Raw genomic sequence first — 13764 nt, 5'->3', positions numbered from 1 at the left:
CTTAAACGGAGATGCCGGTTTACCAGACCGGTAGTGAAACGATGACAGAGATGAAGCCCGTGACCGAAGCAACCGCCGTGAAGGCCCCCGTCCTGCCGGACGCCCAGACCGTTCTGGAAGTGAAACACTGGACCGACCGCCTGTTTTCGTTCAAGGTCACGCGTCCGCAATCGCTGCGCTTCCGCTCGGGCGAGTTCGTGATGATCGGCCTTTTGGGCGACAACGGGAAACCGTTGCTGCGCGCCTATTCGATCGCGTCGCCGTCGTGGGACGAGGAACTAGAATTCTATTCGATCAAGGTGCAGGACGGCCCGCTGACCTCGAAACTGCAGCACATCCAGCCCGGCGACCAGATTATCCTTCGGCCCAAACCGGTGGGGACGCTGGTGCATGATGCACTGCTGCCGGGCAAGCGCCTGTGGTTCTTTGCCACCGGAACCGGGTTTGCCCCCTTTGCCTCGCTGCTGCGCGAGCCGCAGACCTATGAGGACTATGATGAGGTCATCATCACCCACACCTGCCGCGAGGTGGCGGAACTGGAATATGGCCGCCAGCTGATCGAGAACATCCGCAAGGACGAGTTGCTGGCCGAACTGATCGGCGAAGGTTTCGCCGACAAGATCCGCTATTACCCGACCACCACCCGTGAACAGAGCCCCAAGATGGGCCGGATTACCGACCTGCTGAAGGACGGCACCGTCTTCAAGGACATGGGCATCGATGGCGGCATCAAGCCCGAGACCGATCGAGCGATGGTCTGCGGCAGCCTGGCCTTCAACCACGACATCAAGGCCATTCTCGAAGAGTTCGGCCTGCGCGAAGGCGCGAACTCGGACCCCAAGGAATTCGTGATCGAAAAAGCCTTTGTCGGCTGAGCCGAGATTCGGGCCGGCGAACGCCCGTTCCGCCGGCCCGAGCACCGCGTCGACACGTGCGAATTTCGTGTCATAGCACCTATATGGCGCTTGAAAGAACCTTCGTCTCAGTTTAAGTTCCCGGCTCGGAAATCGGCAATTATCAAAGGAATGAACCCATAGCCCGCAGACCTCACAACGCGCCGCCACAACGTGATACCGGCCCGCGCGTCAATGAAAAGATCCGTGCCCCCGAAATTCGCCTGATCGGCGCCGAAGGTGAGAATGTCGGGGTGGTTCATCCCGCCAAGGCCATGCAGATGGCAGCCGATGCCGGTCTTGATCTGGTCGAGATCTCGCCCAACGCGAATCCGCCGGTCTGCAAGATCATGGACTTTGGCAAGTTCAAGTACGAGCAGCAGAAACGCGAAAGCGAAGCCCGCAAGAAACAGAAGATCATCGAGGTGAAAGAGGTCAAGTTCCGGCCCAACACCGATACGCATGATTACGACGTCAAGATGCGGAACGTTTTCAAGTTTCTCGAGAATGGCGACAAGGTCAAAGTGACCCTGCGCTTCCGCGGCCGGGAAATGGCGCACCAGAACCTTGGACGTGAACTGCTTGAGCGCGTGGCGGAAGACGTCAAGGAAATCGGCAAGATCGAAAACATGCCGAAGATGGAAGGCCGCCAGATGATCATGATGATCGGACCGCTTCCCCAGAAGTGACGGCACATGGATCCGAGTGACCAAAGCTCCCTCGTTCGAGGGAGCTTTTTTTGTGGGTCAAAGTCAGGGCGGCGTGTCAGATTGCTTTGGAAATCGCAACCGACAACTTGTCCACCAGTTCGTCCAACTGCGGCTCTTCGATGATGAATGGCGGGGCCAGAAGCACATGGTCGCCTCTCCTGCCGTCGCGTGTTCCGGACATCGGATAGCAGATCAAACCCGCTTCGACGGCGGCTTTCTTGATCTTGGCCGCCACTCCCCGGGCCGGGTCAAACGGTTCGCGCGTATCTCTGTCAGCCACCAGTTCGATGCCTCGGAACAGGCCGCGACCACGGATGTCCCCGACATTGGGATGCTGGCCAAAGGCCGCCTCGAGTTTGGCTTGCAGTTTGTCACCCATGTCGCGGGCACGGGCCGGCAAATCGCGCGAGGTAAGTTCTGTCACAACAGCCAGGGCTGCCGCCGTGGCCACCGGGTGTCCGACATAGGTATGGCCGTGCTGGAAGAAACCCGAGCCATTTCGGATGGCGTCATAAATCCGATCGGTGCACAGCGTGGCACCGATGGGTTGATATCCAGCCCCCAAGCCCTTGGCGATGCAAAGAATATCCGGCGCCACCCCATCGTGGTCGCAGGCAAACAGATGGCCGGTTCGGCCCATGCCGCACATGACCTCGTCTAGGATCAACAACACGCCGTATTGATCACAAATTTCGCGGACCCGCTTGAAATACCCCTCGACCGCGGGGACGGCGCCCAACGTGGCCCCGACCACCGGTTCCGCCATAAACGCCATCACGGTCTCGGGCCCCAGCCGCTGGATCTCCACCTCAAGCTCGTTCGCCACGCGTTGGCCATAGTCATAGCTGCTCTCGCCTTCGGGTTTTTCGGCGTATTCGTAGCAGGGCGCGATATGGCTCATCTCGATCAGCATTGGCGCGAATTGAGCCCGTCGCCATGCATTTCCGCCCGCAGAAAGCGCGCCCAGCGTATTGCCATGATAGCTCTGCCGCCGTGCGATAACCCGAGACCGCTCGGGCTGCCCGATTTCAAGGAAGTACTGGCGCGCCAGCTTGATCGCGGCCTCGGTCGCCTCGGACCCGCCGGACACGAAATAGACCCGGTCCAACGATCCGGGCGCGTGCTGGATCAGCAGATCCGCCAGGGCTTCGGCCGGTTCCGAGGTCATGAAACCAGTATGGACAAAAGCGATCTTCTGGACCTGCTCCCGCACCGCGTGGATCACTGCCGGGTTTGAATGTCCCAGACACGACACGGCCGCATCCCCGCAGTCGAGATACCGTTTGCCCTGTGCGTCGATCAAATAGCACCCGTCACCGCCGACAGCGACCGGCAATTCCGCCTTGGTGTGGCGCGGAAAAACATGGCTCATATCATTTCCCTTTCAGCAAAGCGATCAACGCCGCGACCGAGGTCGCGTTGTCCGTCCATCGGGTTCCATCCGAGTTCGTCAGGCTGTTCTCAAAACCGACCCTGACATCGCCGCCACGAGCGGCCGCAGCCGCCAGACAGGCGTGTTCCAGACGCCCGAAAGCACAAACCATCCAAGGCGTACGAGCAGCGGGAAAGGCCTCGAGGTCCGCCGGTTCGGATTCCTGCCCGGTGGCGTAGCGTCCCAGCACCAGCAAGCGGTCTTCCTGCTCGCGCCGCACGATCCCATCCGACTGCCATCGCTCCAGCAGATCCGCATCCGTCGATCCGTAGAGGATATGCTGCACCCGAGTTCCCTGTTCCGCACACAGCGCATAGACCCGCGGGGCCAGATCGGGCGCGCGCGCAATTTCCCGAACCGAGATCGAGGCCCATTTCGGGGCCACCTGCTGCAGGCACTCCAACTGCGCAGAAACGTCGTAGATACCGGCGGCCTCGGTCGTGATCTGAACATCCATAGTGGGCACGGTTCCGGCAAGCTCGGCCATAGCCTCCCGATAGCGCCCTGCATCCAGAGAATGCGCGCCATGCCCATCCCTGACATGCAGGTGCAACCCGTTTGCCCCGGCCGCGTGGCAGGCAACGGCCGTCTCCACAATCTCACCGGTCGAAACCGGCAAGGCAGGGTGATCCGCATGACTGCGTCGCGCACCGTTCGGTGCGACCAAAACATACGGAAGCGACGAGGCCTGTGTGTCAGACATTGAATCATCCTATCGGTTTCTTGCGTGCTTAGCTCGTGTGAGGATGTTTTTCTCTTGTATTGTTCAAAACATTTGTTTTTCTCCCATCATGACACCCTCAACTCACCACCTGATGGATCGGCTGCGCCGAGAGATCGACCAATTGCCGGCCCAATTGCAGGCCGCAACAAAATACATCATCGACCATCCGGGCGATTTCGGAATCGACTCCATCCGCGTGTCTGCCGAAAAGATCGGCGTCAGCACAAACGTGATCGTTCGTCTGGCACAACATCTTGGTTTTGATGGCTTCGAAGCCTTTCGCCGCCCTTTCCGCAGGAATCTTGTGACAGACAGCGAAGACCGCCTCAGCCGGGATTGGCTGACCCAGTTGAATGCCGGCGATGCCTTTGCGTCGGCACAGGCCAGTTATGCCCGCAACGAAGTGAACGTAGTGTCACGTTCGTTACGCCAGCTGGATCCGGTCAAGGTCAGATCCGCAGTCACCCTGATGTCAGATGCTCCCCAGTGCTTGGTCACCGCAACCCGCGCAAGCTATGCCTTGGCCTATTACTTCCACTACGCCGGACGTATGGCCCACCCGGGAATGCAGTTGATCCCAAGGCATATGGGATCGGCCATCGACGATCTTCTGAGCGCGGGCGAAACCGACTGCCTGTTCGCGATCACCGTTCATCCCTATTCGGCCGACACGATACGTGCCATCCGGTCTGCCCGGGAAAAGGGTATGCGTGTTGTTCTGCTGGCCGACAGCGATGTCATTGCCCCAGGCGTCGAGGCGGACGTGACCTTGACCGTCAGCACCCGATCACAGCATCAGTTCTCCAGCTTCTCCGGAGCGATGGCCGTTCTCGAGGTTCTTCTAAGCCACCTTTTCGCAGTCAAGGGCGACGCGGCTTATCACCGGGTTCAGGACTATCAGAAAGCGCGCGAGGATGCCGGAGCCTACTGGCAGCCCAAAAGGCTTCCGCGTGTCGCGAAAAAGAAATAGGCCCCGGAACACGTCCGGGGCCCAAAGCAGTCACCGCGACCGCGTTACATGCAGGCTTGAACCGCCCGCCGGGTCATGACACCCACCAAGTGCGCGCGGTAGTCTTTGCTGCCGTGCAGATCTCCGATCATGTTCATCGGGTTGACCCGAAGATCCATAAGGGCATCGGGCCGGAATTCCTTGCTCAGCGCCTGCTCGGCTTCGCTCCAACGGAACACGCCGTCTTCGCTGGCTCCGGTCACGGCAACGCGCACCCCGTCCGCGAAGCGGGCAAGGAAAACACCCACCAGCGCAAAGCGCGAGGCAGGCTGCAAAAACTTCTGGTAGCTTGCTGCCTGCGGTACCGGGAACCGGACCGTCGTTATCAGCTCGCCCTCGTCCAGCGCTGTCGTGAACATGCCCTGAAAGAAGTCATCCGCAGCGATTTCGCGCGCATTTGTACGAATGGTCGCGCCTGACCCCAATGCAGCGGCAGGGTAACAGGCCGCTGGATCGTTATTGGCCAAGGACCCACCTATCGTGCCCCTATTGCGAACGGCAGGATCACCGATATGCCCCGCCAGATCAGCCAGCGCGGGATACTTGCCCGCAACTTCTGCCGCTACCGTGGCATGCGTGGTCGCAGCTCCAATCGAAATCGACCCATCATCTTCGATGCAGACGCCCTTCAACTCGGGAATGGCACCCAGGCTCACCAGCGTCGCGGGTGAGGCCAGTCTTTGCTTCATCGTCGGGATCAGGGTCTGACCGCCCCCCAACGCCTGTGCATCCTCTCCCGCCAACGCGGCAACCGCATCAGCAATGGTCGAGGGGTTCTTGAACTCGAAATTGTACATTTCGCTTTTCCTTTCCGAAAGGCGCAGAACCGCCCTTCATCTGGCATTTGATTGACCAGGGAGCGCGAAGGGCTGACCCCTCGCACACCAACCTCTCCACTCAGCTGTTCATCGCCGCCCAAACACGCGACGGGCTGACCGGCATGTCGATGTGGTCCACCGCCTTGCCACCCGAGTTCAGGGCATCGATCACGGCATTGACCACCGCAGGCGGCGATCCAATCGCCCCGGCCTCGCCGCAGCCCTTCACGCCCAACGGGTTGTGCGTGCATGGCGTCTGGCTGGAATGATCGACGGTATAGAACGGCACGTCATCGGCCCGCGGCATGGCATAGTCCATGAAGGAAGCGCTCAGCAGTTGACCGTTTTCGTCATAGACGCAGTTCTCAAGCAAGGCCTGACCGATGCCCTGCCCGATGCCGCCATGCACCTGGCCGTCAACGATCATCGGGTTGATGATGTTGCCGAAATCATCGGCCGCGGTGAACCGTTCGATGGTCACCTGCCCGGTCTCGGGGTCAACCTCGACTTCGCAGGCATAGGCGCCTGCCGGGAAGGTGAAGTTGGCCGGATCATAGAACGCAGTCTCCTCCAGGCCCGGCTCGACCTCCAGCGGGAAGTTGTGCGGCACATAGGCCGTCAGGGTCACATCCCCCCAGGCCACCGACTTGTCGGTGCCGGCCACGGTGAACTGGCCATCCTTCAACTCGATATCGGCCTCCGAGGCCTCCAGCAGATGCGCCGCGATCTTCTTGGCCTTGTCGATCACCTTCTCGGTCGCCTTGACCATGGCCGATCCACAGACCGCCAGCGAGCGCGACCCATAGGTGCCCATGCCGAACGGGATCTTCGAGGTATCACCGTGCACGATCTCGACCATCGACTCGTCGATACCAATCATGTCGGCCACGACCTGCGGAAAGGCGGTCTCGTGCCCCTGCCCGTGGCTGTGGGCCCCGACCATGACGCTAATCGAACCGGTGGCATTCACCCGCACGGTCGCCGCGTCATAGAGACCCGCACGCGCCCCCAGCATGCCTACGATGTTCGAGGGCGCGATGCCGCAGGCCTCGATATAGCAGTTCACGCCCAGGCCGCGCAGCTTGCCCCGCGCCTCGCTTTCGGCGCGACGCGCCGGGAAGCCGGCGAAATCGGCGGCCTGCTCCAGCTTGTCCATGGTGCCGTTGTAGTCGCCCGTGTCATAGGTCAGCGCCACCGGCGTGTCATAGGGGAACTGCGTGATGAAGTTCCGCCGACGCAGCGCTACCGGATCGACGCCCAGCTCGCGCGCGGCTTTGTCGATCACGCGCTCCAGCTGATAGGTCGCCTCGGGGCGGCCTGCACCGCGATAGGCATCAACCGGCACGGTGTTGGTGAACATGGCCCGCACGTTCACCTGAATGACCGGCGTCTTGTAGTTGCCCGCCATCAGCGTCCCGTGCAGCCAGGTTGGCACCGAACTGGAAAACGTCGACAGATACGCGCCCAGATTGGCATAGGTGTGGGTGCGCAGCCCGACGAAATTGTTGTCAGCATCCAGCGCCAGTTCGATCTTGCTGACATGGTCGCGGCCCTGTGCATCCGACATGAACGCCTCGGACCGGCTGGCCGTCCACTTGACCGGACGGTTGCAGGCCTTGGCGGCGAAGGTACAGAACGCCTCTTCCGCGTAGTGGAAGATCTTGGTGCCGAAACCCCCACCCACATCCGGCGCCACGACGCGGACCTTGTGCTCGGGCAGGCCCAGCACGAAGGCACACATCAGCAGCCGGATCACATGCGGGTTCTGCGAGGTGGTATAGAGCGTGTATTCATCCGTGCCCCGGCTGTATTCCGCCACGGCCACGCGCGGTTCCATCGGGTTGGCGACCAGACGGTTGTTCACCAGTTCCAAGGTGGTGACATGCGCCGCATTGGCGAACACCTCGTTCACCTTGGCATCGTCGGCCTCGCCCAACTGCCAGTCATAGCAGATGTTGTTCTTCAGATCGTCATGGACCAGCGGCGCGCCCTCTTCGGCGGCGGCTTTCATGTCCAGAACCGCGGGCAGTTCCTCGATATCCACGTCGATCGCCTCGGCCGCGTCACGGGCCTGCTCAAGACTGTCGGCCACGACGGCCGCGATCGGGTCGCCCACATGGCGCACTTTGCCTTGCGCCAGGATCGGGTGCGGCGGTTCCTGCATGGGCGCGCCGTGCTTGTCGGTCACCTCCCAGCCGCAGGGCATGCCGCCCACGCCTTCGAAATCCTTGCCGGTAAACACCCGGACCACGCCGGGCATGGACTCGGCGGCGGACGTGTCGATGCTTTTGATCCGGCCATGCGCGATGTCGGATCGCAGGAAATACACATAGGCCTGACCACGTACGTTGATGTCGTCGGTGTAATTGCCCGCTCCGGTCAAAAAGCGCACGTCCTCGCGGCGCTTGGAACTGGCTCCGATGCCACTGTCTTTGGGCATAGCTTGTTCTCCTCCCATAAACGGATGCTTGCGTGCATCCCAGTCATCCCACGGGCGTTCTCAGTCACGCCCGCAGCGGCATCACTCGGCGGCGATGTGGCTGACGTCTTGGCCGGACGCGGCCATGATCGCCTTGACGATGTTGTGGTACCCGGTGCACCGGCACAGGTTGCCTTCCAGGTATTTGCGGATTTCAGCCTCGGTCGGGCGCGGGTTCTCCTTCAGCAGGGCTGCCGCCGACATCACCATGCCGGGCGTGCAGAAACCGCATTGCAGGCCGTGATGATCCTGAAACGCCTGCTGGATCACGTTCAGCGATCCGTCCGGGTTGGCCTGCCCTTCGATGGTGCCGACCTCTGCTCCATCCGCCTCGAGCGCCAGCATGTTGCAGGACTTCACCGCCTCGCCGTTCACGTGAACCACGCAGGCGCCGCACTGGGCCGTGTCACAGCCCACATGGGTACCGGTCAGCGACAGGTGATCGCGCAGAAAACTGGACAGCAGTGTCCGGCCTTCGACATCACCGCTCACGGTCTTTCCGTTCACGGTCATTGAGACCTGTGTCATAAGTTCCTCCCATTTTCGTATTTATCCTTGGCCCGAGTTAAACACGGGAAAAGTCGTTTGAGAACAAAAAACTTGGCCGTTTCCAACCCGTCGCTTGGGAGCCAACTGCCAACATGTATTGCAGGTCGCCAGCGGGGCGAAACTGCCGCTACGTCACTTTGCGTTTGGCCCGAGGTTGCGGACGGGTCGGGATTTCCTTGAGCAGACCACCGACGCCCATCGCCGCGATATCGGCTCCGGTGGTCGGGATGCCGCAGGCGACCCGAGACAGCACCCAGTCAGCTCCATTCAACGCGGGCGAACGTGCGCATCCCGGCAAACCGATGACCGGCCGCTTGCCCAAAGCTCCGAGAAACAACAGGTTGCCCGGATCAACCGGCATGCCAAAGCGGTCCACCTGCCCACCCGCGCGCCGAACGGCCTGCGGGGCCACGTCCTCGACATCGGATGTGGCCGAGCCGGTCAGGATCATCACGATATCGGTGTTCATCCGGGACACTGCCTGCGCCAGAGCGTCGACCGCGTGCGGAACGATCTGCACGTCGTCCAGGCTCAGACCCAGGGCCTCGACCCGGCCGCGCATCGCGGCGATGCCCTTGTCGTTCGGCGGCCCGCCTGGGATGTCGGTCACCACCAACCCGGCGCTGCCAAACTTCGGCGCTGCCAGGCGAATGGCCCCTTTTGCCAGCTCGGCCGCGCGCTGAACGTCCGCCAGCGGCACCGCGTAGGAAATCACCTTGATCGTGGCAACCATGCCACCCGCACCCATCTGCTGATGCTGAGGAACGGTGGCCACCGTGATCATCGGGTTGACCTGATTGAACGCCAGCAGAGACTCAACGTTCAGAAGGGCAACACCAGCTTGATCCGCAATCAGGTTGACGCGGCCGGTGAACGGCTCGGTCACGCGCAAGTTGGCTCCCTTCGGAACCGGGGTCAGTGCCGCAGCCAATTGGCGCGCGGCCTCGTCCTCGTGACAGTCGCCGGGTTCCAGCCGCGCGACGACCACCTCGGACACGCCCGCCTCGGCCAACAGGGCGACATGCGTGTCGTCCAGCATCAGTCCCTTGCGCAGCTTTTTCATGCCAGCCATGACCGAATGCGCAAGGATCGCGCCCTTCGCGTCCGCAACCGGCACCGAGCCGAATTTCATGCCTTGCCCCGCAGCACCGCCGTCATCTGCGCGATGATCGCAACGGCAATCTCGGCCGGTCCGGCCGCGCCGATGTCCAGACCGATCGGCCCGTGGATGCGCTGCAGCTGCTCCGCCGAGAAGCCTGCCTCGGTCATCCGCTGCACCCGTTTGGCATGGGTGCGCGACGACCCAAGCGCGCCGATGTAGAACACGTCCGAGTCCAGCGCAGCCTGCAGGGCCGGATCATCCAGCTTGGGGTCGTGGGTCAGCAGAACCATCGCCGTGCGCGAATCCAGACCGATGCTAGCCACGGCCTCGTCCGGCCAGTCGGTCAGCAGCTTTTCACCGGGAAAACGGGATTTGGACGCAAACGCCTCGCGCGGATCGATGATGATCGGGTCATAGCCCGCGATCCGCGCCATCGGGACCAGCGCCTGCGCGATATGGACCGCGCCCACCACGATCAACCGCAGCGGCGGGTTGTGCACGGCCACGAAGGTCCGACCATCTTCTTCGAACCCCGAGCGATCCATGCGCAGCCGGTCCGCATAGGCGTTGCGCCGCAGCGCGCGGTGGCCGGTTTCGACATTGACCTCATAGGCCACGGGCTCGCGCCGCGCCCGCGCCGCCACCAGTTCGGCCAGCATCGGTTCGGGCAGGACCGAGCCCACCGGCTCGACCAGAACTCGGATCGTGCCGCCGCAGGCCAGCCCGACGGCAAAGGCATCCTCGTCGCTGACCCCGAATTCCAACAGGCGCGCTTCGCCTTCTTCGATGGCTTCAAGCGCCTCGACGATCACCGCGCCTTCGACACAGCCGCCCGAAACCGAGCCTTCGATTCGACCATCACCGGCAATGACCAACTGGGCCCCCACCCGCCGAGGTGCGCTGCCCCAGGTTTCAACGACCGTCGCCAAAACCGCGCCGCGACCTTCGCGAACCCACGCCAATGCCGTTTCCGGACTGTTGTCAAATCTGTCCATCGGACCCTCCCGCGGTGGTTCGCATCAACATAAGCAGGATTGACGCGATGAAAAGCAAGGAGCGCGTTCTCAGGTGGATTATCTCGGACACCGACCCCGCCAACTTGGTTCTTCATGTGACGCAGAAGGCAGGTTTCGGCCGAAGTCCGCGACAGACAATCAAACATTTGATTGTTTTTCGCCCGCCGACTAGCCTGCGGGCAGGCCCGACTTGCGGCCGAATTGACGCAAGAGATTTCGTAAAGGAGACAATGTCTTGAAACAGATATTTACACTAACTATCGGCGCGGCGGCATTGATTGCAGGCAGCGCCTGGGCCGACACTTTCGAACGCTACGGAGAGGTCGAGGGCTGGAAGGTCTTTGTCGACAAGGAAAAGAAGTCATGCCTGATCGAAGCGGTCGATGATGCCGAGAACGTGGTGCAGATGGGTCTGACCGAAGACCGCAGCGTGGGATATGTCGGTGTCTTTACCAAGGCAGAGACCGACATCAAGCGCGGAGACAAGGAGGCCGTCGCGATCCTGCTGGGCGACAACCTGTATGTCGGCGAGGCAACCGGAATGAAGGGCAACATCACCAAGGGGTATTCCGGCGGCTATGTCCTGTCGGACGACCCGCAATTCGCCGACGATCTGGCCAAGCAGAAGGTCATGGCGGTATTCCCCGAGAAATCCTTTGGCTTCACCGTCGATCTGACCGGCACCTACAAAGCCATGGAAATGGCGCGCGAGTGCAACGAAAAGCAATTGCAGTGACGTCAGCCTGAAAGCGCGGCCAACAACCGCGCTTTCTCTCCCTGGTCGTCGGGGCTTGAGATCCCGGCGGCCAGATCCTCGAGCGATGCAATCGAATGACCGGCGCGGAAGCTGTCCACATGCGGCAGCATGGTGGCGACGCCTTGGGCCTTTGGCGCGAACCCGTCCCAGCGCAACAGCGGGTTCAACCAGATCAGTCGCCGGGCCGACAGGTGCAGGCGTTCGATCTCTTTTTCCAGCAGATCGGGGTCACCCCGTTCCAGCCCGTCGGTGATCAGCAGCACGACAGCCCCCTGCCCCATCACCCGGCGCGACCAGTCTCGGTTGAACTGGTGCAGGCATTCACCGATGCGCGTGCCGCCCTCCCAATCCTGCGCCTCGGCCCCGGCGGCGGCCAGCGCCGCATCGACGTCGCGCTGATGCAGGTGTCGCGTGATGTTCGTCAGTCGCGTGCCGAAGGTGAACGCATGCACCTTGGCCCAGCCGGCCCCCTTGGCGTTCGAGACCGTGTGCAGGAAGTGCAGGATGATCCGACTGTACTGGCTCATCGACCCCGAGATGTCACACAGCGCGATCAAGTTGGGCCAGCGCGGTTTCGGTTTGACCAGTGCGATCTGGTGCATCTCGCCGCCCTGACGCATGGCCGCGCGCAAGGTGCGCGCCCGGTCGATCCGCTGGCCCAGATGGCTGGCCTGACCCCGGCGCGAGGCGATCGGGTCCACAGGCAGTTGCAACCGCGCCAGAATGCGCTTGGCCTGCGCGGTTTCCGCGGTGCTCATCTGTTCGAAATCCAGCGACCGCAGCCGTTCCTCGGACGAAGCGGTCTGCGTGGCGTCAATCTCGATTTCGCTTTCGCCTTCTTGCTCGGCGCCTTTTGGTTCGTCCCGCTCGACCCCGTCCAGAAGGGCCTCAGCCGCGCGTTTTTCGCCCGCCTCGGCCATGCGTTCCTCCTGAACGCCGCGAATGGCCGGCAGCATCATCGACATCATGTGCTCAAGATACCGCGGGTCGCGCCAGTACAGGCGGAAGATCTGGGCGAACACGGTGCGATGCTCGGGCCGGTTCACGAAACAGGCGTGCAGAGTCCAGTAGAAATCCTGCTTGCGGGTAAAGCCCGCCGCCTGCACCGCTCGGATGGCGTCAACCACGCGGCCGGGGCCGATCGGCAGTCCGGCCTTGCGCAAGGCGCGCGCGAAATGGGTGATGTTCTGCGCCAGTTTCGGATCGGCCGGGATATCCAGCGGAAGCTGTTCGGCCATCGCTAGGCCCCCGGAGTGTTTTGGCGCCGCGACGACATCAGACCGGTTCGAGCGTGGCTTTGGCCTGATCCAGAATGCGCTTGGCCTCAGAGCCCTGCAGTTTCTGGATGTCGTCCTGGTATTTCAGGATCGCGCCCAGCGTGTCGCCGATCACCTCGGGGCTGAGGTTGATCACGTCCAGCGCCAGCAGGCACTTTGCCCAGTCGATGGTCTCGGCCACGCCGGGTTTCTTGAACAGGTCCTCGGTGCGCAGATGCTGGACAAAGGCCACAACCTCGCGGCTCAGCGCCTCGGCGGCCTCGGGCGCGCGGGCGTGCAGGATCTCCAGCTCGCGGTCGAAATCGGGGTAGTCGACCCAGTGGTACAGGCAGCGGCGCTTGAGCGCGTCATGTACCTCGCGCGTGCGGTTCGACGTGACGATGACGATGGGCGGTTCGGGCGCCTTGATCGTGCCGATCTCGGGGATTGTCACCTGGAAATCGCTCAGCGCCTCCAGCAGGAAGGCCTCGAACGGTTCGTCGGTGCGGTCCAACTCGTCGATCAGCAGCACCGGCGGGCCAGCCGGGTCGGGCTCCATCGCCTCGAGCAATGGGCGGCGGATCAGATAGTCGCCACTGAACAGTTCCTCCTGCAGACCCTTCCGGTCGGACCCGCCGACCGCCTCGGCGGTGCGGATGGCCACCATCTGCGCGGGAAAGTTCCATTCATAGACGGCCGAGGACGCATCGAGCCCTTCATAGCATTGCAGCCGGATCAGGCGGCGGCCAAGTCCAGAGGCCAGAGCCTTGGCGATCTCGGTCTTGCCGACGCCCGCTTCACCTTCCAGAAACAGCGGCCGGCCCAGTTTCAGCGACAGGAACACCACGGTGGCCAGGGCGCGGCCACAGACATAGCCCTGTTCGCCCAGCATCTTCTGAACGGCATCGATGGAATCTGGCTGGCTCATGTGTCTCAATCTCCCTTGGCACAACAGGTCATGGCTGCCGCTGCGCGTCAAGACCGTGATCTTTCCGGGACTTGCGGCAATCTGGTCGCCT

Annotated in this window: 13 protein-coding genes; 4 read left to right on the top strand and 9 right to left on the bottom strand. The window is 62.2% G+C overall.

The features are described 5' to 3' along the window. Positions 1–41 precede the first annotated feature (41 nt). A complete protein-coding gene (locus GOW72_RS12125) occupies positions 42–875 on the top strand; it encodes a ferredoxin--NADP reductase (protein ID WP_170367027.1) in 834 nt (277 codons plus the stop codon). 131 nt (positions 876–1006) lie between these two features. After that, complete coding sequence (gene infC, locus GOW72_RS12120; protein WP_311201685.1) at positions 1007–1582, top strand: translation initiation factor IF-3; 576 nt, start codon at positions 1007–1009, stop codon at positions 1580–1582. Between the two features lie 76 nt (positions 1583–1658). Here infC and GOW72_RS12115 read toward each other — a convergent pair whose 3' ends face one another. Then, positions 1659–2975 (bottom strand): aspartate aminotransferase family protein, encoded by a 1317-nt coding sequence (locus GOW72_RS12115; RefSeq protein WP_170367026.1) that lies wholly within the window; start codon positions 2973–2975, stop codon positions 1659–1661. A gap of 1 nt (position 2976) precedes the next feature. Next, the gene (locus GOW72_RS12110; RefSeq protein WP_170367025.1) at positions 2977–3738 is read right to left on the bottom strand and encodes a beta-keto acid cleavage family enzyme; all 762 of its coding nucleotides are present in this window, start codon (positions 3736–3738) and stop codon (positions 2977–2979) included. 88 nt (positions 3739–3826) lie between these two features. Between GOW72_RS12110 and GOW72_RS12105 the strand changes: the two genes are divergently transcribed. Next, on the top strand, positions 3827–4729 hold the full coding sequence (locus GOW72_RS12105; RefSeq protein WP_170367024.1) for a MurR/RpiR family transcriptional regulator: 903 nt from the start codon (positions 3827–3829) through the stop codon (positions 4727–4729). Between the two features lie 44 nt (positions 4730–4773). Here the strand turns inward: GOW72_RS12105 and GOW72_RS12100 are convergent, their stop codons facing one another. The 5 genes from GOW72_RS12100 to GOW72_RS12080 all read right to left on the bottom strand — a co-directional run bounded on the left by GOW72_RS12100 (position 4774) and on the right by GOW72_RS12080 (position 10711). Then, complete coding sequence (locus tag GOW72_RS12100; RefSeq protein ID WP_170338850.1) at positions 4774–5565, bottom strand: FAD binding domain-containing protein; 792 nt, start codon at positions 5563–5565, stop codon at positions 4774–4776. 100 nt (positions 5566–5665) lie between these two features. After that, the gene (locus tag GOW72_RS12095) at positions 5666–8026 is read right to left on the bottom strand and encodes a xanthine dehydrogenase family protein molybdopterin-binding subunit (protein WP_170367023.1); all 2361 of its coding nucleotides are present in this window, start codon (positions 8024–8026) and stop codon (positions 5666–5668) included. 81 nt (positions 8027–8107) lie between these two features. Continuing rightward, entirely contained in the window at positions 8108–8593 is a 486-nt protein-coding gene (locus GOW72_RS12090; RefSeq protein WP_149775244.1) for a (2Fe-2S)-binding protein, read from the bottom strand. Positions 8594–8741: 148 nt separating this feature from the next. Next, the gene (locus GOW72_RS12085; RefSeq protein WP_170367022.1) at positions 8742–9746 is read right to left on the bottom strand and encodes a molybdopterin-binding protein; all 1005 of its coding nucleotides are present in this window, start codon (positions 9744–9746) and stop codon (positions 8742–8744) included. Continuing rightward, the gene (locus GOW72_RS12080) at positions 9743–10711 is read right to left on the bottom strand and encodes an XdhC family protein (RefSeq protein ID WP_170367021.1); all 969 of its coding nucleotides are present in this window, start codon (positions 10709–10711) and stop codon (positions 9743–9745) included. Before GOW72_RS12080 ends, GOW72_RS12085 begins: the two co-directional genes overlap by 4 nt. 256 nt (positions 10712–10967) lie before the next feature. On the opposite strand from GOW72_RS12080, the gene GOW72_RS12075 reads away from it, so the two are divergent. Continuing rightward, the gene (locus GOW72_RS12075) at positions 10968–11468 is read left to right on the top strand and encodes a hypothetical protein (protein ID WP_093961916.1); all 501 of its coding nucleotides are present in this window, start codon (positions 10968–10970) and stop codon (positions 11466–11468) included. Positions 11469–11470: 2 nt separating this feature from the next. Here the strand turns inward: GOW72_RS12075 and GOW72_RS12070 are convergent, their stop codons facing one another. After that, the gene (locus tag GOW72_RS12070) at positions 11471–12727 is read right to left on the bottom strand and encodes a vWA domain-containing protein (protein ID WP_170367020.1); all 1257 of its coding nucleotides are present in this window, start codon (positions 12725–12727) and stop codon (positions 11471–11473) included. A gap of 37 nt (positions 12728–12764) precedes the next feature. Further along, entirely contained in the window at positions 12765–13673 is a 909-nt protein-coding gene (locus GOW72_RS12065; RefSeq protein ID WP_170367019.1) for an AAA family ATPase, read from the bottom strand. Positions 13674–13764: the final 91 nt, after the last annotated feature.

The sequence above is a fragment of the Ruegeria arenilitoris genome (assembly GCF_013032855.1).
Classification (GTDB): domain Bacteria; phylum Pseudomonadota; class Alphaproteobacteria; order Rhodobacterales; family Rhodobacteraceae; genus Ruegeria; species Ruegeria arenilitoris.
The sequence above is the reverse complement of the archived record's forward strand: the minus strand, read 5'-3'. Positions and strand labels throughout refer to the sequence as shown.